The organism is Hallerella succinigenes, from assembly GCF_002797675.1.
In the GTDB taxonomy this organism is placed as follows: Bacteria; Fibrobacterota; Fibrobacteria; order Fibrobacterales; family Fibrobacteraceae; genus Hallerella; species Hallerella succinigenes.
In genome coordinates this window covers 1,959,676-1,984,762 of record NZ_PGEX01000001.1, presented here as the reverse complement: position 1 = coordinate 1,984,762, position 25,087 = coordinate 1,959,676, and the positions used below count along the sequence as shown (strand labels likewise).

Below are 25,087 nucleotides of genomic sequence, written 5' to 3'. Positions count from 1 at the left end.
AGCTCGGAGTTGCGAAGGCCGCACAGGCCCATCCCTGCACCCTCCCCATCCTTGGCCGACGCTTCTATTATCCATTCGACCATTTGATTTCCAGGTTTGTCGATTTTATTTGCTGCGATTAGCACGTTTGGCCAGCCCGCGTAAATCTACTTTGTATGTTCCCAAATCAATTTCTTCGTTTTTCAGGAACATCAGCATGTAGATGGGACAATACAAGACTTTCCCTTTGACGCAGACATTGTCGTTGCAGAAAACGACGGCCTCTTGAATGGCGTAATTTGTTGTTTCCAAGACGTTCTTTAAGGCATTGTGCCGTTTGTAATCCTTGCCCGACTTGATTTCTATGGGGAGTATGCGTCCATTCCGTTCAATGACAAAATCCAGTTCGCCTTGTTTTTTACTATTGAAATAATAAAGATCGAATCCGTGCGCTTTCAGTTCCATCGCGGCCACATTCTCATAAACGGAACCGAAATTGATGGCGTTTTCACCGTTCAAGATTTTCAGCTGAATCCCGTTCGCGTATTGGCAAGTAAGGAGTCCGACGTCGTTCAAGAACAGTTTAAACAAGTTGCGCGAGCGCGAAAGGAGCAACGGAATTTTGGGTTCATCCACATTGTAAACGGGGAGAGCCACCCCCGCTTCTTTTAACCAGATAAAGGAATTTTCGTGACGGGAAAACTTGATGTTCTCGTTCAATTTTTTTAGAATGAATCTCTTGTTCTGGTTATTCAGTTCCGGCGGAATCAGGTCAAAAATTTCGTTCAGGTAAAGCTTGTTTTCCGGGTCGTACTTGGCAATGTCCTTCTTGTACAACTCGATGATGTCTTGCTGGATTTCCAATATGTTCTGGATGTTGTTTGATTCCAGATACTCGGCAACTGCAGCGGGCATGCCGCCCACAACCATGTACAGGCGGAAAATCTCCATCATCTTTTCGTGGATGACAGAATCAACTTCTACCTTGTTCTCGAAAGCGGCTCGTACCGAATCCAGGACTCCGACCTGGACACCCACGGCCCTCGCAAATTCCTCGAAATCCAGAGGGAACATTTCCTTGATGGTCAAAAAACCGACAGGAAGGGAACGGACGTCCTTGAGTTCAACACCCAGAAGCGAGCCGCTCAGAATATAACGGTAAGACCCGTCCTCGACCAGAAACTTGATTGCAGTAACCGCTTCGGGGCATTCCTGAATCTCGTCCAAGAAAATCAGGGTTTCGCCCTTGACCAATTTTGTTTCGGCGTAGGCCGACAGGCGCAAAAGGATGTTCGAGCGATCGGCGCTCTCGAATACGGACTTGGCTGCCGGAGATTCAAGAAAGTTGATTTCTACAAAATGCTTGAAATGCGTCCTTCCGAACTCCCGAATGGAACTGGTCTTGCCGATTTGCCTGGCCCCGGTCACAAGCAACGCGTTCTTGTGCTTTGCATAGAAATCAGCCAAATAGTTGTCGATTTTACGTTGAATCATCAGTTTTTCCGTTTATCCAACCTTAAAATAACTAATTTTGTCCGCTTTTCCAACTATTTTTACGACATTTTGGCCTGTTTTTCCAATTTTTAGCAAAAATCCTTGTTTTTAATGACATAAACATTTTGTTGGCGCCAACAAAATGGGAGCCGTAGTTTGTCATTTCTTCGCAATGGCTTTTTACGTTCCTGTTTCAACTTTTTGGCACTGATTTTGGGCGTGGGGAGATTTTCGGGCATTGCTCCGCCAAGTTCAGCAATCGTCTGGCGGACTTTTTTACCTACGGCATAATGTGTATCGTTTGCCTTCTCCTTGCCCTTGATGTTTTCGCGACGGAGTTTGTCATCTGTTTGTGTAATGCGGAAAAGATTTGCTGCAAGCTCTGTAGCTCCCATGTGGTCCAGTATTTGCTCGTTTTTCTTGAGTCCTTTGCGTTTGTGGATATCCTTCATCCCCAAGCCGTTATAGAGTCCCTGGTAACCACGATTCTGGAACACGGCGTAATCCACAGGCGTTTCAACACCGGCCGCCTTTGCAGAACTGTCGAGGAATTTGTTGCGAATAGTCACTTCGTCGCGAATGGCCAAGCGCTTTTCGTCTTCCGAAAGCTGTGCCGCAGAGTCCGAAATTTCCTTCTGCCGGGTTTTAACAGCAAAATATGTTTGACCCAGGGCAATCACTTCTTTGCGAGGGTCTCCGTTCATCACAATCAGGTAGCAAGCGTAACGGGAAAGCTTGTAGCTATCCATTTTTCTTTCTGCACCACTTCCGATATTGACCATCTCGCTCACGTGGGCGAAATGGTTTCCTTCATCAAAGCCGGTTTTCCGACATGCTTCGATAGCCTTTTTTATCACGGGTAAGAACTTGCCATATTCGGTATATTCTAAGGCTTTTTGCAATTCCCTTGCATACCAGAATTCAGTTCCATTTTCGTCGGTGTGCTTGATATTCTCGAACGTCTGCTGAGAATAAGTGACAATTTCTTTTTTAGCCATAGGGCCTCCTGCATTTATTGTTTCAACTAGGAACGCCCTTGCAATACGGCAAAGCCAGATAAAGCAAAAGCGCATCATTCCTTTCTAGGGAATGACGCGCTGGGATGTTATGTACCTAATATTCAGAAAATTGGCAAGGGGCTTAAGGAAATTTTACATCTGGTTTTACTTTTGATTTGCACTTTATCACGGAAGCGTATAATAATCAAGAATCAGGTCAACCGCACTTGCGTCCTTGAGGATTCGGTTTTCGTAGCGAATCCGTCTGCTTCTTATTTGCTTCTTCGCAACTCTTTCTTGCTTTTCATATTCCTGCCGATACATGATATCCGTCATAAAAGGCGTGCGTCGAACTTCTATCTCGGGCATTTCCTCAGCTTCGTTTCTTTTTTCAAAGTCCTTGAGATCCAGATACGTCGAAATTCTTAGACGATTCTGAGGAGACAAGCCCATGGCCGTGGCATAGACTTTTGCGTTTCGAATAATCTCAGCACCACGAGGAATCCCTATAGATTCCAGATTATCCGGAATATAAGAGAATCCCATAAAATAGACTCGCTCCGCATTTTTCAGGAAATCTTGGTACTTTTCTTTTTCGGATTCATTGCGATTCTGGCGCTTTTCCCAGACAGTTTCCATACCCTTGGCAATTTCTTGATACTTTCCATTTTCTACAGCACCAAAGGGAATTTTCTCAAGAGGACCGATAAAGCCATTGACATGAAATATTTTCATATCTTTTATAAAAGCATGAGCATCAGCATCTGAATATTGCTTGTCCGATGTCAGATACAAGAAGATACAATATTCCAGAACGCGGTCATAATTAAAGGTAAGGAACAACGTTTGTTTCAGGATTTCTTCCCAATTGGATTGTTGGTCTATCCGAGAAAGCAAATGCTGTATCCAATCAATGTTGCCAAGCCGTGACGCTTGTTCCGCCTTCAAGATTTCGTAAGCAATCAGACGTTTTCCGAAATCAGCTTGTTCGTTTTGCTTTTGACCTAAGCGATTCTTCAAAAATTCATCTGTCGAAACCATCATTGAATTTCGAACGCTTTGAGAAAACGGAAGAACAATCGCACCCATCAATTGATTATACAATTTTTCATGCTCAGGATATGGCAAGACCATTGCATATTCGCTTTGATACTCTATCTTATTATCTGTACTTGAATAACCGAAATGTTCTTGATACAAGTCAACTAGGAAAATATCACCATCGCTATAATTTTTTCTAGGAAATTTCGTTCCATAGTCAAAATTTTTCAACTTTTGCATCAGCATTGCACCCGTAGGGAATCCATACGGGACACTGCAACCGGCACCTATGACAAAAACATCAGACATCATTTTTTATCGCCACTTTTATCGCCGTTCTCAGTATTTATCGCCACTTTTATCGCCGTTTTTAGCGTTTATCACCGATTTATCGCCAATTTTTAAATTTATCGCCGTTCAGGATTTCTATTCTACCTAAATATAACTCCATCGACTTGACACAAAGTGACAAAATGAGTTATTCATGTTTTTACCGCAATCATTTATACTTAACCTGATTGGTTTTCGAGAGTTCCAGGAAACCTGCGTTTTGGAGGGAGTCTATCAGGCTTTGAATATTTGCGTCGGTCAGCTTTTCTGTGGCGAACCAGTTCTTTAGCGTCTTCTGCAACTTGGCCTTGGTGGTGGGCGGATTCTTTGAAATGCCCTTCAGATTCGCCTTCGCCTTTTCGAGAGCCTTTTGCAAGTCAAAGGCCTTTTGTGGCGTAGCCTTCTTCGTGGCCTTCGCCGGTTGCGGAGCGGGCTTCTTGGGCGCAACGACCTTTTTCGCTTCTTGAGGCTTTGCGATTAGCCCCAGGCGTTTCGCCAGTTCCTCGTACGATTCCACGCGTTCGCAGCGATCTTCGCCGAACTGCTTTTGCACGTGCAGAACGAGCGGGTCATAGTCATGATCCTTCGAAAGAATCACGCAATGGCTGTTGAACGGTTCGCGGGGCATCACTTGGCCCATGTAAAAGGCGATGTAGAAGTCGAGCGCGTTTTCGGCCTGTTTCTTGGTCATCTTCTCGGGAATCGCAAGTTCCACAAGTTCGACGCGGCCCTCGCTCAGGGCGTAGCCGAAATCCTTCAGCTGCGTAAGCGAAAGATTTATCTTGTTCGTGGAATTGTGGAACAGCACGAACTTTAGCGGAGAGCCGTCCGTATTCACGACAAGGTCGGTCAGGCCGTTCAGCCCGACATTTTCCGGCAATTTTCAGGCAATATGTCCGCTCGGTTAGTTTAGTTTAAAGTTAGTATGTCATACTGCTTTTTGCAAGTGGATTCGATGTTTTAGGCTGACGGTTTCATCAATTTTGTAGAACTTTCTCCTTCCCCCAAAGCGTTCAGGATGCAGTTCCCTGGACCTTTCCAGCAACGCATTTCTGCGGTCGAGAATCTCCTGGTGGTAGCCAAAATGAACGGCGCACGGCGGCAGCAAATCCAGTCCGGAGTGCAGATGTTCGTTGTTGTACCAGTCCACAAATTCCACGACAAATCGTTCTGCGTCCTCGATAGTCATGAAGTATTCCGGATATACCACACGACTTTTCATCGTAGCAAAAATGCTCTCGGCAAAGGCGTTGTCGTTACTCGTATGCGGCCGGCTATGGCTTGACATCACGTGCAGCTTTTCAAACAAAGATTTAAGATCCTTGCTGCGCATGGGTTTCCCGTTGTCCGCATGGACCAACAGAGATACGTTTTCGCCGGGGTAATATTTTTGTAGAGTCTCCGCAAAGAGCATCTCCGCCAGTTTTCCATCTTCTTTTGTATGCAGACTCCATCCGACGATGTACCTCGAATACATGTCGATAATCAAGTAGAGGTAATAGTACTTCCCGGTCACTTCGGAATGGAGCCAGGTAATGTCCCAACACCAGACCTGGTTCGGTCCTTTCGCTGAATATTCAGGCCGTTTACGCCGCACAATATTGCGGTCGGCGACTCTGCCTATGCCTTGATAATAAGCTTTCATAACGCGTTCGCAAGTCGACGGCGAAGCAATGTAGATTCCTTGATCCATAAGCTTTGCATGGGCGATATTCAACGGGAGGTTACGGTATTCTTCCCTCGTAAAGTTTTCGATAATCGAGGCTGTTTCTTCCAGGGAAAGCCGTTGTGAATTGTTTTCACGATAGCCACCTCGGTTGTCCGCAACATTCCTTCGCCAGCGCCTGTAACGACGTTCGCAAAGACCGATTACATCGCACGCCTTGGAAAGCCTTGCGCCATTTTGGATAGCCTCCTCGATGGCCGCAAGGATTTTCCGTTTCTTTTCCTCTTCTACTTTTCCGGTCCCAATATTGCCGAAGTTTTTTTTTGAAGAATCAGGAGTGCGGCTGCTTCGGCAAGTGCTTTTTCCTTGCGTGCAAGTTCCGCCTTGAGCTTGGCAACTTCATCCTCATGCTGTTTTACGGACATCACGTTTCCGTCACCAGAGTTCTCCATTGCGGAAAGAGAAAGGTCTCTCCAGGACTGGAGTTCCGCAAAAGAAACCCCGTTTTCGGCACAGAACTTTTCGAGTTCCTCTGGTGTCATGCCCTCAGATTTTGCGACGAGGCTGAACTTGGTGAGTGCGGATCTTTTTGCCGATTTCTTGCTCATGGAGACTCCCTGACGTTTGCGTTGCCGTTCCGCAGCAATCCATGAGTACAATGTAGCTTTTGGCAGGTTCATTTCTTCGGCGATGGTCTTGACAGACGGGCATCCCGGCTTCTTTATTCGCTCAAGAAATGAATCCCTGAGTGTTGTATCGGTAGTTTTTCTGGACATAAAAGTCCCCTTTCCGCCCCGGATTTAGGAGATGAAAGCGGACATTTTGACCTGAGGAAGGGGGTTTTCGCAGTCCACAAGGACATGGGATATGGGGAGATTTTCAGCCATAGCCAGCTCCAGCATAAAATGTTAAAAGTTATCTCTTAAAGTACTCAATCAAAATTTCTTTGATGTGATTATAGCGTCTAGCATATGAATTAGGAATGCGAATAAGTTCAAAAAAGTGATCTTTACAAATCCGCTCTTTTGCCTTGTCACACCTTATGCGGTTTTCGTTGGTTCGATGCTCCTCACCGTCCAATTCAATGGCTAAAATTGGAACTTCATACTGACCATCTTTTTCATAAAGAACAAAATCAAAGCGGCCGGAATAAAAGAGATTGTCAGAACTTTTATTTTCTTGAAACACTTGTGCTATTGGAACATCCTTTTTAACAGAATATCTTTTACGCGGATCAACAACACTCAAGACATGGCTTATATTCTCAAAGAAATCCGATTCTGTTTTGGTACTATATGTTTTCACTCCCAAAGCTCTAGAATGGGAATGTTTGGGGGTTACCTTATATTCACCTTTCGTTTGTACATATTGAACTAATTCATAAAGATCGTCATTATCTTTACGCAATCTATTCAATGTTTCGCTATTAGAAAAAATCACCAACTCTTCTTTGGCTCGCGAAACAGCAACATTTATCAATTCCTTGTTTCCTGCAAACCAATTATATGTATTCTGCGACGTTCTTTTTGTCAGGGCAAAAGAAAAAAGAATGATATCTTTTTCATCCCCTTGAAAAGTGTGGACGGTCCCGCAGGTTGCTGCAACACCCCTTGACGAAAGTTCTTGGTCTATAAGTTGCTTTTGCGCCACAAATGGTGTAATAATCCCTATTGACTTTTCTGGACGATTCGCCACAAAATCCGCAATGGCCTGCGCTTCATTTAAGGACGTATTACGATTGACAGGATCTTCATTTGCAGTTTCTTGGAACACAAGCGGAGGCGAGCTTCTTTTTGGGGTATTGATTTGCAACTTATTATTGTAATACTTTTTGTTATTGAATCCAATAATTTCTTTTACAGAGCGGTAGTGGTGGCTCAGCAAAACTTCGTCGCTTATAGAATCTGCAGCTAAATAGGATTTATAAATGGAATTTTTCTTGTAATCATACTCGGGAGCGATTTTATACTTCTCTATCAAGCGCTTATTGTCCAGGTCATCCAACGTTATAACGGGATTCAGTTGTTGCGGATCGCCTACTAGCATTAAACTTTCACCACGCAAAATAGGCAAAAGAGACATGGCTATGTTACACTGGCTTGCTTCATCAAGAATGGTCAAATCAAAATGAATTTTGGGCGAACCCAATTTCTTTGCAGACTGGCTCGTAGTTGCAATAACTGGAAACACTTTTTGAAGATTGTTTAAATTTCCATCATCTTTTAAATATTTATTAAACCGCTTAACAGCTGTATCTCTATCTTCACAATTAACAATTTCCCAAAGTTCCTTATACTTGGGTTCTTTTAGCCGCTGAATGCATTTTGCAGAAAGAAAACGAATGTAGTATAAGAATTTTTCATAATCATTCGGCAGATATGACAATGCCTGATCTGCCGATATTTCGCCAAGACTTTCAATATTTTTTAAAATCTGATCCAGTTGTTTGCTTTGAATATTGATGCTAATGTCAAAAGCCTTATTCTGGCGTAAAAAGTCTTCAATTGCCTCTTTGCGTTCTAACAAATCCAATTTGTCTTCGTATTTTTCAAGATATGCCGCCAATTTTGCAGTATTTTCTTTTTTCTCGGCATTAAAATCATCTAATGCTTCATCCCTTATTTTCCAATTCTGGGTGAATTCATAAATTTCTTTTATGTAATCTAAGGAATTCTTGACTTCTTCATTGTTCCCTAAACGTAAAATTGGGAAAGGGATTCTTTTTTGATGAATCTCAATATTCTTTAATTGTTCAACAGCGCCATCGACAGGATGATTGTTCTGCGACGAAAGTAAAACAGTTTGATTATTGAAAAAAGCACTGATAATTGTATTTACTATGGTTCTGGTTTTACCCGTTCCCGGAGGGCCCTGAATGTATGCCATTGGGTATTTGAGAGTCTTATGAATGGCAAGCAATTGGTCAAGATTGACTTTGTTATCTAACACAGCAATAGGGTAATTCTTTCTCTTTCGTGATCGACTTAGAAACTCCCCAAAGAAAGCTCGCAGCGGTGTAGAAAGATTCTTCTTGTCTAGAGACTCAGCAATGGCATTGTATTCACTTGTCAAATCACAGGTGCTGGATTCCAATGCCACAATATGCGGCATATCGTCAACCAACTCCTTGTAATTCAACTGCTTATTTTCAATAATGGCGTCCTTGATTTTCTTTTCGTTCGCGTCAAAATTTTCTAGCAAGAAAAGTTCGTCTTCGTGCAAATATTTTGATATTTTGACTGTCTGCGAAATGTTACCGTTCTTGAGCACAAATTTCTTTAAGATGGTCGGTTCTCGCTGCAACCGCAACGACTGATTTTGAATATCAAACAAGAGTTCATTATATGCCAAGACATAAAGGCCTTTTTCGTTTTTTATGCTTAACTTATTTAATCCCAACTTTTCAATTGGAACAATTTCTCCCTTTGATCTTTTATTTTGTCTATTTACGAAATAATCGATTAATGAGTTGTTTTCCTTTTCTGTAAGACGATATGTACCATTATGGAATTTAGATTCGTCCAAGTGTTCAAGCAACCGAAAAGATTTTAAGTAGCTATCGCTGGAAAGCTTTTCACATTCCTGAAGATAGTTCAATATCCCTATATTGTGGGTATTTGTGAAAATTGACGAATATTTGGAGGGGTTGGCATTAATATCATAAATCAATTTTTCATTTCGAGGTGCAAAGGAGCCTTCTATTATTTCGGCATTTCGTATGCCATCGCAATACATAAAAAGTTGTTTGCATGTCCGCAATCCCAAATGTAAGCCAAAAACATTTAATTGAACGCGGTATTTCCCGTTATAATTTTTGATTTCAATATTTGATATGCTTATCCAGTAATAAGTGGTTTTAGCATCCGCATTGACATATTCAATAGAGAGCCAACGGCCCTCATGTATTGCTCTAAATATGTTCCTAGCGACGCTCATATAGGTAATATAATACTCCAACTCATCGTTTTTATTTAAAAAGCTTAAATTTGTTAAAAAACGATTTTAATGAGTTAAGTCCAGTTTTTTTCTCTTCTACAAGCCCTCATAGGAATCTATCAGATCGCGAACTTGCTTGGGTTTCCAAACAAAGGGCCGTTGAATTTCGGGAATAGCGACTTCACCAGAATTGATAAAGCCAAGAATAGATTCTATACTTTTTGTGGACGGTTCATATTTTTCAGGCATAACCTAATTCCTTATCCATTTTTACACCTCCAGTTCGCCATTCATAAGTTTAGGCAATAAACGGTCGCGGGATTCCGATAGTTTACGGTTTTGATTAAGTAAAGTTTGACGTTTGCAGAACAAACTTTGAAATGGTTTATACAACTTTTCTGGTCCTGTCAAAAGTTCTATTGTATCAATATGTTTTTTCCCTAAATGAGCCACTGTTGCACCAACGACTGTTTTTTCAAAGAACTTTATAGGGTCATGAATCGCCCACAAAAGCCAACCCTTGATTTTGGGATTGTGCGGTCTGAAACAACATGAGCGTTGAACCAAATAAGATTTGTCGCCACACCAAGAATTGATGTGAAATTCGCCATCCATGCCGACAACAATATCGCCATTGTTTATGATATACTCTTCAGGTGCATTTTCTGTTGTATAGTCGTTTGTAAACCCATCGGGAATATTCCTAATGCGAACTATAGGAGTTCCGTTGCCATTAGAATTAAATAAAGAGCCATCAAAAGCATAGCCGAATTGGACTGATGCTAAATCAACCAGTTTCTCTTTTCTCCATCCTTCGGGGAGGCCGTTTACGATTTTGGTGGTTTCGTGGCCGGGGTAGCGGAGGTCGATGAACCATTGTTTGTAGAGGCGCTGGGCGGCTTCTTCGAGGAGTTTGATTTGTTTCTGGTTGTTTTCTATCAGGTTGTCGTAGGCAGAAAGGATTCCGCCTAGCTTTCGCTGAACTTTGATATCAGGAAGTTCAATTGCCAAGTTGCGAATAGTTGGCATATTTACATGAGCAACAGTCGCTCCATTAGCAGTTCCTGTTAAGCCATACTGCTGTTTAGGAGCTAATAGATAATATGTCAAAAAACTTGGATCTACCTTTTGCTTGTTCGGTCGCAATAAAACAGTTCTTTGTCCCAAGCAAACCTTTTCTCCCTTTCGAATCAAGGCAACATTTCCTGCAGGAGCTTCACGAGCAAAAATTAAATCATCTTCTTGTGGAACAGCTCTAAAATTCCTTTGATTATAGACATCTTCCGACACTCGGTGCATGTCATTATACACCAATCGTCCTTTGCCAACATTTGGTGTTCGCACTAATGGGAAACCAATACCTTCATCATTTGCTGTAGAATGAGGACAATCAACAATAAATTCGCATACTTCCGATAAAATTGTTTTGGATCCTTCGCTTCGCTCATGACACACTCTCTCGTCTTTCGTCTCTCGTCTTTCGTCTAGCTTCACAGTCCCATCTCCTTCATGTTCTTCGAGATGGTTTTCATGAGGGCGTTGCTTTCGTCCTGGAGTTTCAGGAGTTCTTGGTGGATTTCGGTCATGCGTTCGGCAAAATCCACGCCGTCATCTTCTACGGGAGCGACACCTACATAGGCGCCGGGGGTCAGGCTGTAGTTCTTTTCGGCGATTTCGGCACGGGTGGCAATCTTGCACAGCCCAAGGATGTCCTTGTACTTGCCGTCACCGAATTTTTCGTAGAGCCAGTCGGCTTCCTTGGCGACTCCGATGATTTCGTCGAGTTCCGCGAGGCGGGTGTCCCATTCTTCCTGGGTTTTCTTCTTGCTCTTTTTGTCAGCGGCTTCTACGGCGGATTTCGCCTGCGCACGGAGCGTTTCGCGGTGTTCCTTGAGTTCCGCGAATATTTTTGCAATCTTTGCGGACTTGCGGAGAATCTTTTCGAGTTGCTTGTCTTCGGTGGTGTCGGCGTAGGCAAGCAAGGCGTTGCGGTATTCCACAAGCAAGTATTCATACTTGTCCGTTTCGCCGCGGTAGAGCCAAACAATGGCGTTCAGGTTCTTGAGTTGCCATTCGTTCCATTCGTTCAGGGTGCGGTCCACGACGGTGTAATAGTTGCGGGCATCGATGAACAGGACCTTGTCTTGAATCTTTTTGCGTTTGCCCTTGTCAAAGAACCACAGGGTGCACGGCAGGCTCTTGGTATAAAAGAAGTTGTTGCCCACACTTATCATGCAATCCACGTGTCCCGTAGCCACCAGCTTTTCGCGGATGTCCTTGTCCTTGCTCTGGCTATCTGTCGCGGAGGCGGCCATCACAAAGCCCGCGCGGCCGGTTTCGTTCAGGTAACTGTAAAAGTAAGAAATCCACAGGTAGTTTCCGTTGCCGATTTCCTTGTCCTTGTTTACCGCAGGGAGCCCGAAAGGGAGTCGCCCGGCATTCAGGCAGCTTTCCGCTTTTACCTTATCCACATTGAAGGGCGGGTTCGCCATCACGTAATCGCATTCGCCAGCAAGGTTGTGCGCATCGTGATAGAAGGAGTTCGCCTCGTCGCCCGATTTTACAACTCCGGTAAGCCCGTGAACAGCCATGTTCATCTGGCAAAGCTGTGCGTTGTATTCCACCTTTTCTTGGCCGTAAAAGGTCATGGTTTCGTTGCTTGCCATGCCCGCCGCATTTACAAAGTCGCCGGTCTGCACGAACATGCCACCGCTTCCGCAGGCAGGGTCCAAAAGCACGCCATAAGCGGGCTCCAGCACATTTACGATCATTTTCACCAAGGACTTGGGCGTAAAAAACACGCCATCGTCGCTAGCGATATTCTTGGCAAATTTACTGAGGAAGTACTCGTAAATTCGGCCCATCACGTCGCCGCCCACATCGTCGAGGGCATTGTTGTTGAAGGTGCGCAAAAGTTCGGCAAGCAGTTCGTCCTTGAAATCGGTGTAGGTCTTGGGCAATACGCCCTTCAGCTTTTCACTCTGGGCTTCGACAAGTTCCATGGCGTTGTTCACGACTTCGCCAAGGCTGTTGAGCGGCTGACCGTGCGCGTTCTTGAGTTTTGCCGATGCAATATTTGCGGGCAAGTTCACCAGGTAATCAAATTGCGCTTCTTTCGGGAGAAACAACGCACTCTTGGACGCAAAATCGCTAGGTTCAACAGGAAGCACGCGGCCACCGCGACTCGGGCGGTTCTTGAGAATTTCGGCTTCGACTCTCTTGAAGCGGCCATAGGCATAACGCAGGAACAAAAGTCCCAAAACAGGCATGCAATACTGATTCGACGTCAACTTGGAATCGGCACGGAGCAAGTCCGCAGATTCCCACAAATCGGCTTCAAGTTTCTTTAAGCTCTTGTTATCCATTTTGGTCCTTGCTAGTTTCTTGATTGAGCATGTATTTCCCTTTGCCATTTCCTTGCACGGGCTTTATAACACCCAAACTAAACATTTTCTTTATAATTCCGATTGCGGCAGTTTTGCTAACCTTAAGGGAATTGGCAACATACTTGGCTCCAAAAACCTGTTGCAACCCAACTTCGGCAATCATTGCCTTCATGTGCCTTTTCATCGTTATATTGTACGTTGAAGCGTCTACCATTTTTTCAAAGTTAAGTTTTTGCAGGTCAAAGTCAACTTTTTTCGGAGGAACGTCAACCTTTTTAGGATTAAAGTCAACCTTTTCCGGAACAAAGTCAGCTTTTTTTAAAACATAACCCGAATTTCGAATAATGGCCTTCAAAATAAAGGAGTCCTGTTTGTATTCCGGCTTGGGCAACCCCTGCGCTTCCATTTCCCGGCACATACGGTCCACACCTTCGCCGAAATCCTTCACGTACTTGTAATCTTTCAAGTATTCCGCAATATGGGAATTGCGTGCAAAAGTCTGGGATTCTTCCATGGCGAGAATATCTTCTATACGCACTGGGCCTCCAGATTTATGCTACTCTATAATGGGTGTAAACGTATTCGTAAACTCGGGCGCGATACATGTTGATGGCCACATCGTCGTAACTTTCGGGCAACTCTTTCCAGAGCGTGTCACGAATGAGGGTATCCACCGCGGCCTTGGTTTCTTGTTTGTCGGTCCAATGATCAAGGCTTTCGATTTTTGCCTTTATCTTTTCGAGCAATTCTACGGCGACGGTTTTCAATTTTTTGATGTCCTGCTTGCTCAAGTTATCCTTGAAAAGCAAGTCATACATGGAGAGTTCTTCGTCGTTCTTGAAACCTTCACGGACAAAGCGTTGTTGTTCAGTATCCATGGATGATGCCAAATCCATCAAGTCCATAAAGGTCTTTTCGATGGTAGCACGGTCCTGTTCGCTATTGTAAGCATTGATGATTTCTTGGTAACGCTCGTAAAAATTGATTCTGCTGGAGTTGGTCGCCAACAGCAAAGAAAGTCGCTCCTTTAACAGTTCTTCCAAATCGCGGAGCAAAAGGTTCTTGCGCTTTGCCTTGGCGAATTCACGGCCGAGCAATTCAAAGTCAATCTTGCTGATGTCGAACTGCTTGGGGTTCTTTTTACCGCCTACGTCCATCTGAACGTATTCGTTCACAATCTTGTTCAGTTCCACCATCAAATCCACATTGGTCACATGACGGCGTTTTGCCTTCAGGTTGCGGGCGACCGCGTCAATCGCGTTTATCTTGTCGCGATTTTCGGCTGTGACGTCTTCGCGGTTCGTGTAGCGTACCAGGCGAGAAAGTTCGGCGGCGTATGTGGAGAAGGTCTTCTTGTTTTCAGCCGAAGAACAGACGGCATTTGCCGTGTCTTGAATCGCGGCAATCTTATCAAAGCCCTTGGATTCAACAACTTTTGCAAGGGAAGCATCGACTTCATCTAGGAATGCTTCCGTTTTCGCAATGACTTCGATAATGCGATTCAGCAATTCCGACTTGTCGATTGTCGGGTCGGCACGTCCGCCGCTTACATTATTCGTATAATCGGCGAGAGCCTTGCGCAACGCCTTTACGATGCCAGCATAATCCACAATCAGGCCGTTACTCTTGCCTTCATTCACACGGTTCGCACGGGCAATCGTCTGCATCAGCGTATGCGCTTTCAACAGTTTATCCAAGTAAAGGCAACTGAGGCACTTGACATCGAAACCGGTGAGCCACATGGCACAAACGAACACAACGCGGAATTTATTTTTGGGGTCCTTGAATTCCTTATCCAGTTCCCGCTTTTCCATCTTGGTGCGGTGCGGAGTAATGTCCAAGCCCCACTTGGCAAATGTCTGTTGCTCGTTCTGTTCTTGGCTTACGACGACAGCCATTTCCGTTTCGCGCATCCACTGGATTTTGCGCTCCAGTTCCTGGGCTTCTTGCTGGGTTGCAGTTTTCAACTGCTTTTCGAGAGCTACGATTTCTTCGGCCCAATATTCCTGAACGTAATTGTACATGCGAACGCAAGTCACCTTGTTCAGGCAAACAAACATCGCCTTGCCGCTAGTCCAAAGGTCTGAATAATGATGTGCAAAATCTTTTGCAACCAAGCGCAATCGCGGTTCTGCTGTAAGCAGGTGGTATTCCTTGGCAAAATCCTTTTCCAATTTTTCTTGCTGTTCCGGGTCAAGGTCTGCGGCTTCAATCGCATTGAGAATCTTGTCGGTAATTTCTGGATTCTTGAGTTCCTTGATTTTGTCGGCACGATTTTCGTAATAGAGCGGAACTGTCGCACCATCTTCTACGGCTCGCTTGAAATCGTAAATAGAAATGTAGCCGCCGAAAGTTCTTTCGGTGATGTTGTCATCTTTCAAAAGCGGAGTGCCCGTAAAGCCGATACGCGAAGCCGTCGGAAGCAAGGCACACATGTTGTCTGCAAAAATTCCATTCTGGCTGCGGTGCGCTTCGTCGGACATCACTAAAATATCGTGATCCGGATAAATCGGGGTCAAATCTTTCTTGTTGAACTTTTGAATCAGCGTGAAGATGAAACTCGGATTGCCCTTGAGTTTTGCGACAAGGTCGTTCCCGCTCGTGGCAATGAACTTGGATGCTTTTACCTTGCCGAGCATTCCGCAATTTTCAAACGTATCGCTAATTTGTTTATTCAGTTCGTCACGGTCCGTAAGGATGACGATTGTGGGCGAACCTTTTGCACAACGGCGAATCTTCTGCGACAAGAACAACATCGAGTAGCTTTTGCCACTCCCCTGCGTATGCCAGAAAACGCCCAACTTGCCATTGCGAAGTTTGCGGTCTTCGTATGCCTTGAAAGCTTCGTTTACGCCAAGATACTGGTGGTTGCGGGCGAGAATCTTGACCGTATTTCCATCGGAATGATCGTAAAGAATGAAATTCGCCAACAGGTCAAGGAATGTTTCTTTTTTGCAAATCCCGCGAAGCATCGTCTGGAGCGCAACGGAACCCGCATCGGATTCCTTGAGGCGTTTCCATTCGTGGAAAAAGTCATACTTACTGCCAAGCGTGCCGACTTTCGCTTCTACGCCATTAGAAAGCATCAAAAATGCGTTGTAATAGAAAAGTTGTGGAATCGTCGAAAGATAATCCGTGTAGTTGTCGTCGTAGGCGTTTTGCACAGCGACATCGTTACGCTTGAGTTCCACAAACAAAAGCGGGATGCCATTAACAAAGCCGACAATATCGGTACGGCGGCGATAAATTTCGCCGTGAATTTTCATCTCCTTGACGGCGAGAAAATCGTTATTCTCCGGATTCAAAAAATCAATGACAAGAGCCCGCTTGACATCCGAAGTTCCATCAGGTTTCTTGTAAGAGACAGGAATGCCATCGCGAATAAAGCCGTACTTTTCTTCGTTGATTTGGAGCAGTGATGACGTGCTGAGCGTCGCCGTGAACTTTTGTACGGCTTCGTCAATTTGCGTAGGCGTTATCCACGGATTCAGCTTCTGAAGTGCTTCGCGAAAATACCGATGCAACAAAACTTCTCTGTAAGAGGTGCGCCCGAATGTTCCGTTTTCGCCTAATTTTTCTTCATTATACGCAAATACAACACGCCAGCCCAACTCATGCTGGAGCAGGTTGCCGGCGCTCTCTTGAACGAGGATATTTTCGCTGTATTCGTAGGACATAAAAGTCAAACTATTCCAATGTAAATATAAACAAAATAGGTTGTCATAAAGTGCAAGAAACCTCGGGCCAATTAACAAACTAGATTTTTGAATCTATATCTAGCGCACAAGTGTATAGTCTTTGGTATTTTCCGCTTGTATGCCAGAGGAGTTGACGATGAAGACCCGAGTACCTTCAAGCACTTTCTGATTTTGAATGGGCAGCGGCTTGTGGCCGATGTCGCCTATACACAGATTTACGGCTTGGCGAAAAGGTCGATGACGCTCCGAGCCAAGACTTTCTATTTTTGATGCAAAAAAACAGCGAGTTTATTATGGAAGAGACGTTCAAGACAAAAGGTACATGCGCCACAACAATCCAGTTCACGCGTGACGGAGACTTTATCCGTAATATCCGCTTTACGGGTGGTTGCAACGGAAACCTCAAGGCCATTGCAAAACTTTGCGAAGGCATGAAGGCCGAAGACATTGCAGCCAAGTTGCTCGGGAACACCTGTGGCGGGAAGCCGACATCATGCGCTGATCAGCTCGCCCGCGCCGTGCTCGGGAAAGAAGCGTAATTAATTCAAGCGTCAATCCGAATCGTTTCGATCAGGTGACCCTTCACGTCAAAAATTTGCACGTTTGCACCTGGCTTATTTGCAAAAGTCACATTCAATTCGTTGTTCGAAAAATTCACGCGAAACTCTTTTTGTTCAACGTAAATCGCAGAACGTTCGTTCGAAGAACTAGAGAACTCCTGACTGCTACTAGATTCTGCACGATAACTACTACTGGACTTCGCAGCACTGCTACTAGAAACAGAGTTGGAGGAATAATCCGGATTTGCCGAGATGTTGATCGTCGCAGAAGCTTACGCATCATTGCTATTCCCCTTGGCGGTTACGCGAATGGCCAATACCCTATCTCCAACATTTTGAGGAATGCTTCCCGAAATAATGACAAGAGCCTTTTCTTTATCCTGGCTGACTTCGAGACCCTCTAGAATTCCATCCACAACCGCTGTTTGCATGTGGGCATAACGGAACACAATCGGCTTGATTGCGTAACCTGCGACGACATCCTGGGATTCATTTTCGATAGTCACTAATGTTGTTATAAAATTTTGTTGTTCGACAGAAATCGTGCCGTTAAAGACGATAGAATCTTTTTCTGAAGTGTAGGCGGCTACTCGATATTCAAAATCATGGCTTGGGGAAGCTTACAGTGTGACATTTATACCGATTGTAATTTCTCTGATTTCTGCGACGTGGTTTCCTTATGCGATAAACGAAACCTCGTATTCGTCGCCAGAGGTGTTGGCCGGAATGCGTCCGAATATGGTGCACTCCGCATTTACGCTTGGCAAGGTGCCGCAATCCATTTTCAGTCCTAGAGTTTCGCCCGTTTTGACAGCCTGTATAGCCTTTCCGTTGACAAGCGTATCTGTCATTTGGGCAAAGGCTGTTTGCGTTATCGCCAATAGGAATATTATAGATAAAGGAATATTATAGATAAAGGAATATTATAGATAAAGTAATTTTATACATAATTATTTTTTTACGTAATTATTTTTCTACGTAATATAGTACATTTTATGCGGGCATTCAATTTCAAGGATACATACAAAAGATTCGTTCACAAGCGGTGCTTTGCCCCAAGCAGAATGTCGGACACGAGCAGGGAAATACAAACACCCCAACGACTTTTTGAATTACGGCTACACGCTCCTGCGGGCTGCAACGGCACCGAATCGCCAATTTAATCGAGACCCGCTCCACAGTCTGCCTGCTGAGCGTCACGGACAGGGAGTTCCTGGAAATCTACAGCCATTTCGGCAGCACCAGGGCTCCGAAAAAATGGCCCAAATCCCAGAATTTCATCCAATTTTTCTGATTTTTTCAACGTCAAATCGCTTGCGAACCCGCATAAAATAAGGTTTATTCAGAAAGTAGATCTTATAGGGGCTCTTTATAAGCGGAGGTAAAACTTTCGTGAACAGGAGCCGTGCGCAGAACATGTCGAAGCAGGTCTACAAGATTGTGACGGAGCGAGCCAAGCCACTAGGAATCTAGATGCAGCTTCCTTCCTTGTCTAGTTCCTTTTGAATATTGACAAGATCTTTTAAAGCTTCGTGCACATATTGAGGTGCTCCATCCTTCAGGGAGCTTTCCCAGATGTATTCCTTATCGTGCGTAGACCACTCGTCAACGAGTGCGAGTAACTTCAGGAATTCCGGACTTGGTGTAAATTCAGCAGGCATAATCGTCCTCCTTTTCTGAATATATGTCTTATAGGGGCTCTTTACGATACGAGGTAAAACTTAGTAGCAGTAATCCATCACCATAGGTGCTTTAGCTGCTAGTGCCGAATACTTATTGCATACATTCTCGTTTCTAGGCCTTCCATATCGGCCACCATACAAAAGGCAAATGTCAGATGCTCCAGCATAGGGGCTATTGACGACGATTTGGAGGTATTCGAAGCGCCTTTCCCAGCTACATCCTGTAATAGCCTTGAACTGTTCCGGAGTTATGTCGTGGTCAAGGACACTTTCGTATTTCCAGAAGAATTCTTTTTTCTGTTCAGCCACAATCAAACCTCCATATCCGAATATAGGTTATTTTTCCTTGTAGAACATCTCGTAGGACGTGCCAAGGGCATCCGCAAGCCTCATCGCCATCTGCATGGTGATTGGGCGCGTTCCGCGTTCAAGCGGGTTGTAGTTCTGGAACGCAATCCCCAATTTCTTTGCCAAATCCTTCTGCGTGAGTCCAGCGGCGGTCCGCATGATCTTTAGCGTCCTTGCCGGAGTGTCCCTGGATTCCATGTCCTTGTACCAGTCTGTGCTCGATATCTCGATTCTATCGTCGCCGTCCTCAACCTTCGCTGTCGGGTAAACTTCGCGGACTATCCCCAGAAGCCATTCCGGGATTCGTTCGCCTTCGACCTTGAACGAGACGGCCTCAGTGTTTCGCGTACGGGGCTTTTCCACGGCTACCAGCATGGGTGACCTCCACTTCGATTCCTTTGACTGTTTCGTACAACACGCGACCCAGTCCCTAGACAGGTGGCAGTGGTGCGTATGTGTCCACGTGAGTATTCCGTAATGTATCTTATAGGGGCTCTTTATAAGCGGAGGTAAAACAAAAGGAGCGGTATCGTAGAGTATTTGGAGTTGCAAAGACGTATACCGGAGAATAATGGCTTTAAGACATTTACAATTTCAGATCGTTTCTTAAAGGAACGTTTTGGTTGTCAAAAAACAATGAGCACTTATGGTATTAAATTAGAACAGCAAGCGTATCTGGCGAATATAGAAACTATAGCGAATAACTATGAATTTCAAAAAATGATGGGATTTATTAACACTCGTCCCGAAAATCAGATGAAAGGTATCGATGGTGATGTAAAATGATTATCGACCGTTATTAAAAAATGAGGCCCAGAAAGGTTCTTCTTTTTCAAAGATAGCCTTTTCTTCCTTCGAAAAATTCTGGGGATAATCCTTATAGAGAAATAGAACTTTTTTTTTGTCAAATGAAACAGCTAGCCAACCGTCCATATCCGGAAAATCGACGCGATACATCTTGTCCGTGTCATTTTCCTTGTAAAATGAAAATTTTTCCTTTATGTTTTCTACAAGTTCCATAATCAAACCTACATATCACCAATATACATTTTTCCACTGAGAAAAGTCGGATTCCTCTTTAGTCCTTTTTAAGCGTCTTTTAGCGTGTTTTAGGCGATTGAATCTTATAGGGGCTCTTTATAAGCGGAGGTAAAACCAACGAGCGAAATGCAACGGAGAGCCTTGTGAGCGTCGGCGTCTTCCCGCTTAATGTAGTGCACGTCGCCGACCGCGACGAGTTCGCGGTTCAATTCCTTCGCGAGTGCAACGGTAAACAGGTTGAGCGTTTTTTGAGCGGAAATTCCGTTATCGCAAATCGAAAGATACAGATGATCGTGGTCAAAAATTTTATCGAGGGTTTCGATGTAAGTTTTTGCCTGTGCATCACGGCCTGCGGTCACATTGAATCTTATAGGGGCTCTTTATAAGCGGAGGTAAAACTCAAACGTTGAAGATGAGTATGAAAAACTTCTTTCCGAACTTACCCAATCACAAAATGAGTGCGTTCCAGCTACAATAGATTATCTGAACGCCATCATAACATTTATTGGTTTAGTAGAAAAACAAATCAACAACAATCTCATCTGGGAACACGCCTTGAATTTGTAGGTAACGTATATTTTCTTTCGCAAATTCCTCTAAGGGAGTAAAAAAAATAGGATGTTCCAATTTTTAGATTTGAAATAATCACAAATCAACCTAAAAAGGACCATCCTATGGACAACAATATAATCAAAATCGACGAAGAAGGCCTCAAGAACGACCTGAAAGGAGTCATTAGAAAGACCATCGAGGAAACCCTCAACACGATGCTGGACGAGGAAGCCGCGGAGCTGTGCAACGCGGAAAGGCATGAGCGGACTGACGAGCGCAGGAACTACCGCAGCGGTCATTACCACCGCAAGCTTCTGACTTCCGCCGGAGAGGTCGACCTGTCCGTACCCAAGCTGCGCCTGGCCCCGTTCGAGACCGCCATCATCGAGCGCTACAGACGCAGGGAATCGTCCGTGGAGGAGTCTCTCATCGAGATGTACCTGGCGGGAGTATCCGTGCGCCGCGTGGAAGACGTCACGGAGCTCCTGTGGGGCTCTCGGGTCAGCGCCTCGACCGTCAGCAACCTGAACCAGAAGGTATACGGCAAGATCGAGGAATGGCGAAACAGGGCCATAGGCGGGGAATACCCCTACGTGTTCGTTGACGGCATCTACCTGAAGCGCAGCTGGGGCGGCGAAATGACCAGCGTCTCGGTACTTGTCGCGATAGGGGTGTCCGAAGACGGCTACCGGGAGATACTCGGAGCATGCGAGGGCGCAAGCGAAAGCAAGGAATGCTGGCGTAGCTTCCTCGTAAGCCTCAGGGAACGTGGCCTGAATGGCGTCCGGCTGTTCACATCGGACAAACACCTGGGCTTCCTGGAATCGGCCTCGGAAGTGTTCCCGGATGCGAAATGGCAACGCTGCATGGTGCATTTTTTCAGGAACCTGATGACAAAGATCCCTCGCAACAAGCTCGCTTCGGCCATGCCCCTGCTGAAGGCTACGTACGCCCAGGAAGACAAGGAGGCGACACTGAAAAAGGTTGCCGACGTAGAACAGAAACTGCGCGATATGGGGCTAAAATCCGCCGCAGACCTTTACCGCAAGGGCGTGATGGAGACGCTGACCTATCTCGACTTCCCGCACGAACACTGGCGCAGCATAAGGACGAACAACATCCTGGAACGCCTGAACCGGGAGATACGCAGAAGGACTCGGGTTGTGGGTTGCTTCCCGGACGGGGAATCTGCCCTGATGCTTGTGTGCGCTAGGCTAAGGCATATCGCCACGAAGGAATGGGGTACCAAGAGATACCTGAACATGAAGCATCTTTACGAGATGGAAAAGGAGAACGAGCTGAAACGGGAACAGGAAAAGGACGGAAATGTAGCCTAGATCTGATGTTGGGACAAACTATTTTTGCGAAAAACCCTTGACACTACCAATTTGTATATGAGCTAAACAGCGTTCATCTGTTGAAATATTTAGCCAAAACTTCATTTTTTTCATAAGAAAAGCCGAGAAGAATCTCGGCTTTCTATTTACCCCAAAGATGTTCTTTTATAAGCCCATAAAGTTCCCGATGCAAGCCAACGGGGAAAAAGTTTGACGGATGTTTCATGCACCAAAATGGTACTGGCAAATATTCATCAATCGTAAACAAGTGCAATTTCCCTGGAACCTGCCAAATTTGTTTACGGTCGTGAGGGAGCCATTCCCATTCCAGTCTACTATATCCCCAGCCAACAACCAAATCTGGCTTTAGAGTTTCCAAAACTTCGCCTAAAGCCTTTCTTGATTTTTCAACCAATTCTGAAGTCAGAAAAGCCTTAGAACGATGGTGGCCTTCGCCGACTGTTTCCTGGAAATAGTTATAGAAAGCAATCTCGCGATACACCTTGTAAGAGTCACTGTTACAACATTCCGCAAGAACACGCGCAGTGTTATCAAAACACCGTGTATAACCTGGAAAGCCCTTGCCATCTATTTTAGGCAAAAGGTAATCTTCACCGACAATCCAATTCGTAAAATCATGATTCGAATTTATCGTTTTCGGGCCATAATGAGACTCGCCCAAGACAAGGATTTTATGTGGCGCAGAAAAATAATTTTCACCCACGAACGGATAAAAATTCACATATTGTGCATCCTTGAACAACTCGGAAACATTAGCGATGGAAAACATAATGTCAAGTCCCTGTTAAAACGGTTCGTGATCGCCACCTTTAGGACAAGAGCAATTCACCAAACTGGAAAGAGATGTATAATTTCCGATTCCGCATTTCTTACAAGTCCAGTTGTTACCGCAATCGCGACCTTCATAAGGTTCATGATAGCCACCTTTAGGGCAAGAGCAATTCACCAAACTGGAAAGAGATGTATAATTTCCGATTCCACATTTCTTACAAGTCCAGTTGTTACCGCAATCGCGACCTTCATAAGGTTCATGATTGCCGCCTTTAGGGCAAGAGCAATTCACCAAACTGGAAAGAGATGTATAATTTCCGATTCCACATTTCTTACAAGTAAAATCCATAGTTACTCCTTTTGTTATTTGAACGAGAATGCCTCGCATAAAGGAATGTAAACAAAAAAAACATTGTCAAGTACTTTTCAAAATTTTTAAAAAAACTTTCAAAACTCCTTTATCTTATAGGGGCTCTTTATAAGCGGAGGTAAAACGCAACAGCATGGTGATCATCGAACACAATATGGACGTGATCAAATGCGCGGACTGGATTATTGACCTTGGCCCGGATGCGGGCGTGAACGGCGGTGAAATTATCGCAACAGGTTCCCCCGAAGAAGTAGCGAAAAATCCGAAGTCTTTGACGGGGAAATTCCTTGCGAAAGTCCTTTCACCGAAAACAGAAGAAGCGAAGTCCATCGCTCGTAAAAAAGAAGTGGCGGACTGCTTGGATATTCAGATCGTCGGCGCGCGGAAGCACAATTTGAAAAACTTTAGCGTGACGATTCCGCGTCATCAGTTGACGGTGATTTCGGGTGTTTCCGGTTCTGGAAAATCGAGCCTTGCTTTCCACACGCTTTTTGCGGAAGGACAGCGCCGATTTGTGGAAACGCTCAGCACGTATGCGCGCCGTTTCCTCGGACGTCCGGATCGCGGATCGGTGGACTTTATCCGCGGACTTTCGCCTGCGATTGCAATCGATCAGGGAAGCGCTTCGAAGAGCCCGAGAAGTACCGTGGCGACGCTTACGGAAATCTACGATTACTTTAGAATCTTATAGGGGCTCTTTATAAGCGGAGGTAAAACTAAAAGAGGTACGGTTGAATCCGTACCCCAATTAGGTTAAAGAATTATCACGAGTATGTCGCAGATAATTTGAATGATGTTAATTATGACTTTTAGCATAAAGAACTCTCCAATTATTTAAAAATAATTTGTGGAAACTGAAGAGTTATTTTAGTCAGAGTTCTTAAGTAGTGTCTAGGGATGTTTCCATCACCCTAAATCGTTACCTTAAATATAGTAAAAATTTTTAACTTGTATGAAAATTTTCTTTTTTTGTTCAACGAAGAACTGTATTTATCATTCCATTTGGTTGCATCAGTAGACGGTTGAAATGGTTACTAAGCATCGTCTCCAGGCACTTCGACATATGTGTTTCCAAGATGAATCTTATAGAGATTCTTTATAAGCCGAGGGAAGACAGCACCCCCTCTCTCCGTCAAGCAGGTGCAGGCCTACATCAAGGCGCTGCTAACATAAAATTCGAAAATTAATCTATATTCCTTCCATACCAGCAAAGACTCCCGACCCAAACGTCATCCAGCCTATCGCCAACGTGGAGGCTTTGACCTTCGTCAAGCCCGATGTCAAAAACAAAAACATCATTGTGGGCGATTTCACCTACTTTGCCGACAAGGACTTTGAGCGGCACGTCACCCACCATTACGACTTTATCGGCGACAAGCTCATCATCGGCAAGTTCTGCCAGATTGCCGCCGGCGTGGAATTCGTGATGAACGGGGCTAACCACCAGATGAACGCAGCCACCACTTACCCGTTCTACATCTTCGGCACATGGGAGCAGCCCGCCCCGACCCAGAGCGACCTTCCGCTCAAAGGCGATGCCGTCATCGGTAACGACGTATGGATCGGGCAGAATGTGACGATTCTCCCAGGCGTCCACATCGGAGACGGCGCCATCATCGGGGCAAATTCTGTCGTAGCAAGCGACGTCACGCCCTATACCATCGTGGCAGGTAACCCCGCCAAACTCATCCGCAAGCGATTCGACGACGAACTCATCGACATCATGCTCAAGTTCAAGTGGTGGGACAAGAGTATCGAAGAAATCAACAATCTCATTCCCGTCCTCACTTGCAGCGACCTCAAAAAAGTGAAAGCCGAGCTTAAGGCCCGGCTTGTGTAAAAGGTGATCCCGCGACGCTCGCGATCCGCGTTTAAAT

At 44.9% G+C, this 25,087-nt stretch carries 24 protein-coding genes and 2 pseudogenes; 5 read left to right on the top strand and 21 right to left on the bottom strand.

Annotated elements, in window-relative coordinates:
• Window positions 1-105: 105 nt before the first annotated feature.
• The 12 genes and pseudogenes from BGX16_RS09060 to BGX16_RS09005 form a co-directional block, all read right to left on the bottom strand.
• Window positions 106-1,473 carry an ATP-binding protein gene (locus tag BGX16_RS09060; protein ID WP_100425747.1) on the bottom strand — a complete coding sequence of 456 codons (1,368 nt, stop codon included), beginning with the start codon at window positions 1,471-1,473 and terminating at the stop codon, window positions 106-108.
• 89 nt (window positions 1,474-1,562) lie between these two features.
• Complete coding sequence (gene dinD / locus BGX16_RS09055) at window positions 1,563-2,471, bottom strand: DNA damage-inducible protein D (protein ID WP_100425746.1); 909 nt, start codon at window positions 2,469-2,471, stop codon at window positions 1,563-1,565.
• Window positions 2,472-2,657: 186 nt separating this feature from the next.
• On the bottom strand, window positions 2,658-3,824 hold the full coding sequence (locus BGX16_RS09050; protein WP_100425745.1) for a hypothetical protein: 1,167 nt from the start codon (window positions 3,822-3,824) through the stop codon (window positions 2,658-2,660).
• Between the two features lie 187 nt (window positions 3,825-4,011).
• A complete protein-coding gene (locus BGX16_RS09045; RefSeq protein WP_100425744.1) occupies window positions 4,012-4,722 on the bottom strand; it encodes a PIN domain-containing protein in 711 nt (236 codons plus the stop codon).
• A gap of 48 nt (window positions 4,723-4,770) precedes the next feature.
• Window positions 4,771-5,775, bottom strand: coding sequence for an IS3 family transposase (locus BGX16_RS09040; RefSeq protein WP_277352383.1), 1,005 nt, complete (start codon window positions 5,773-5,775; stop codon window positions 4,771-4,773).
• A gap of 20 nt (window positions 5,776-5,795) precedes the next feature.
• A complete protein-coding gene (locus BGX16_RS09035; RefSeq protein ID WP_095879140.1) occupies window positions 5,796-6,284 on the bottom strand; it encodes a terminase gpP N-terminus-related DNA-binding protein in 489 nt (162 codons plus the stop codon).
• Window positions 6,285-6,423: 139 nt separating this feature from the next.
• Window positions 6,424-9,444 (bottom strand): AAA domain-containing protein, encoded by a 3,021-nt coding sequence (locus BGX16_RS09030; RefSeq protein ID WP_100425742.1) that lies wholly within the window; start codon window positions 9,442-9,444, stop codon window positions 6,424-6,426.
• A 111-nt stretch (window positions 9,445-9,555) separates the two neighbouring features.
• Window positions 9,556-9,693, bottom strand: a pseudogene (locus BGX16_RS09025) (GmrSD restriction endonuclease domain-containing protein); the annotation flags it as partial.
• A gap of 21 nt (window positions 9,694-9,714) precedes the next feature.
• Window positions 9,715-10,938, bottom strand: coding sequence for a restriction endonuclease subunit S (locus BGX16_RS09020; protein WP_198514899.1), 1,224 nt, complete (start codon window positions 10,936-10,938; stop codon window positions 9,715-9,717).
• Window positions 10,935-12,809, bottom strand: a complete 1,875-nt coding sequence (locus tag BGX16_RS09015) for a class I SAM-dependent DNA methyltransferase (protein WP_100425740.1) — start codon at window positions 12,807-12,809, stop codon at window positions 10,935-10,937. The genes BGX16_RS09020 and BGX16_RS09015 overlap by 4 nt, the downstream gene beginning before the upstream one ends.
• A complete protein-coding gene (locus BGX16_RS09010; protein WP_100425739.1) occupies window positions 12,802-13,344 on the bottom strand; it encodes an ATP-binding protein in 543 nt (180 codons plus the stop codon). Before BGX16_RS09010 ends, BGX16_RS09015 begins: the two co-directional genes overlap by 8 nt.
• 37 nt (window positions 13,345-13,381) lie before the next feature.
• The gene (locus BGX16_RS09005) at window positions 13,382-16,507 is read right to left on the bottom strand and encodes a type I restriction endonuclease subunit R (protein ID WP_100425738.1); all 3,126 of its coding nucleotides are present in this window, start codon (window positions 16,505-16,507) and stop codon (window positions 13,382-13,384) included.
• Between the two features lie 314 nt (window positions 16,508-16,821).
• On the opposite strand from BGX16_RS09005, the gene BGX16_RS08995 reads away from it, so the two are divergent.
• Entirely contained in the window at window positions 16,822-17,067 is a 246-nt protein-coding gene (locus tag BGX16_RS08995; protein WP_095879780.1) for a TIGR03905 family TSCPD domain-containing protein, read from the top strand.
• Window positions 17,068-17,360: 293 nt separating this feature from the next.
• On the opposite strand, the gene BGX16_RS08990 is transcribed toward BGX16_RS08995, so the two are convergent.
• From BGX16_RS08990 to BGX16_RS15005, 5 genes are all read right to left on the bottom strand, one after another.
• A complete protein-coding gene (locus tag BGX16_RS08990; RefSeq protein WP_100425737.1) occupies window positions 17,361-17,594 on the bottom strand; it encodes a hypothetical protein in 234 nt (77 codons plus the stop codon).
• 171 nt (window positions 17,595-17,765) lie between these two features.
• Entirely contained in the window at window positions 17,766-17,939 is a 174-nt protein-coding gene (locus BGX16_RS14640) for a hypothetical protein (RefSeq protein WP_157797955.1), read from the bottom strand.
• Window positions 17,940-18,557: 618 nt separating this feature from the next.
• Window positions 18,558-18,749, bottom strand: coding sequence for a hypothetical protein (locus tag BGX16_RS08985; protein WP_100425736.1), 192 nt, complete (start codon window positions 18,747-18,749; stop codon window positions 18,558-18,560).
• 60 nt (window positions 18,750-18,809) lie between these two features.
• Window positions 18,810-19,079 carry a hypothetical protein gene (locus BGX16_RS08980; RefSeq protein WP_157797954.1) on the bottom strand — a complete coding sequence of 90 codons (270 nt, stop codon included), beginning with the start codon at window positions 19,077-19,079 and terminating at the stop codon, window positions 18,810-18,812.
• A 27-nt stretch (window positions 19,080-19,106) separates the two neighbouring features.
• A complete protein-coding gene (locus tag BGX16_RS15005; RefSeq protein WP_241899510.1) occupies window positions 19,107-19,493 on the bottom strand; it encodes a helix-turn-helix transcriptional regulator in 387 nt (128 codons plus the stop codon).
• Between the two features lie 165 nt (window positions 19,494-19,658).
• Here BGX16_RS15005 and BGX16_RS14635 point away from each other — a divergent pair, with 165 nt between their 5' ends.
• Window positions 19,659-19,904 carry a hypothetical protein gene (locus tag BGX16_RS14635; RefSeq protein ID WP_157797953.1) on the top strand — a complete coding sequence of 82 codons (246 nt, stop codon included), beginning with the start codon at window positions 19,659-19,661 and terminating at the stop codon, window positions 19,902-19,904.
• Here BGX16_RS14635 and BGX16_RS08970 read toward each other — a convergent pair whose 3' ends face one another.
• Both BGX16_RS08970 and BGX16_RS08965 read right to left on the bottom strand, forming a co-directional pair.
• The gene (locus tag BGX16_RS08970; protein ID WP_100425734.1) at window positions 19,905-20,138 is read right to left on the bottom strand and encodes a DUF7675 family protein; all 234 of its coding nucleotides are present in this window, start codon (window positions 20,136-20,138) and stop codon (window positions 19,905-19,907) included. It abuts the gene before it with no gap.
• Window positions 20,139-20,242: 104 nt separating this feature from the next.
• Entirely contained in the window at window positions 20,243-20,518 is a 276-nt protein-coding gene (locus BGX16_RS08965) for a PHP domain-containing protein (RefSeq protein WP_100425733.1), read from the bottom strand.
• A gap of 315 nt (window positions 20,519-20,833) precedes the next feature.
• Here BGX16_RS08965 and BGX16_RS08960 point away from each other — a divergent pair, with 315 nt between their 5' ends.
• Window positions 20,834-22,048, top strand: a complete 1,215-nt coding sequence (locus BGX16_RS08960) for an IS256 family transposase (RefSeq protein WP_100424606.1) — start codon at window positions 20,834-20,836, stop codon at window positions 22,046-22,048.
• A 142-nt stretch (window positions 22,049-22,190) separates the two neighbouring features.
• Here BGX16_RS08960 and BGX16_RS08955 read toward each other — a convergent pair whose 3' ends face one another.
• On the bottom strand, window positions 22,191-22,838 hold the full coding sequence (locus tag BGX16_RS08955) for a hypothetical protein (RefSeq protein ID WP_157797952.1): 648 nt from the start codon (window positions 22,836-22,838) through the stop codon (window positions 22,191-22,193).
• A gap of 15 nt (window positions 22,839-22,853) precedes the next feature.
• Window positions 22,854-23,189: a hypothetical protein gene (locus BGX16_RS14630; protein WP_157797951.1), complete on the bottom strand. Its 336-nt coding sequence runs from the start codon at window positions 23,187-23,189 to the stop codon at window positions 22,854-22,856.
• A 142-nt stretch (window positions 23,190-23,331) separates the two neighbouring features.
• Between BGX16_RS14630 and BGX16_RS15145 the strand changes: the two are divergent.
• Together BGX16_RS15145 and BGX16_RS08940 are read left to right on the top strand one after the other, a co-directional pair.
• Window positions 23,332-23,898 (top strand): annotated as a pseudogene (locus BGX16_RS15145) (excinuclease ABC subunit UvrA); the annotation flags it as partial.
• A 504-nt stretch (window positions 23,899-24,402) separates the two neighbouring features.
• Entirely contained in the window at window positions 24,403-25,050 is a 648-nt protein-coding gene (locus BGX16_RS08940) for a CatB-related O-acetyltransferase (protein ID WP_420866609.1), read from the top strand.
• The last annotated feature ends 37 nt before the right edge of the window (window positions 25,051-25,087 follow it).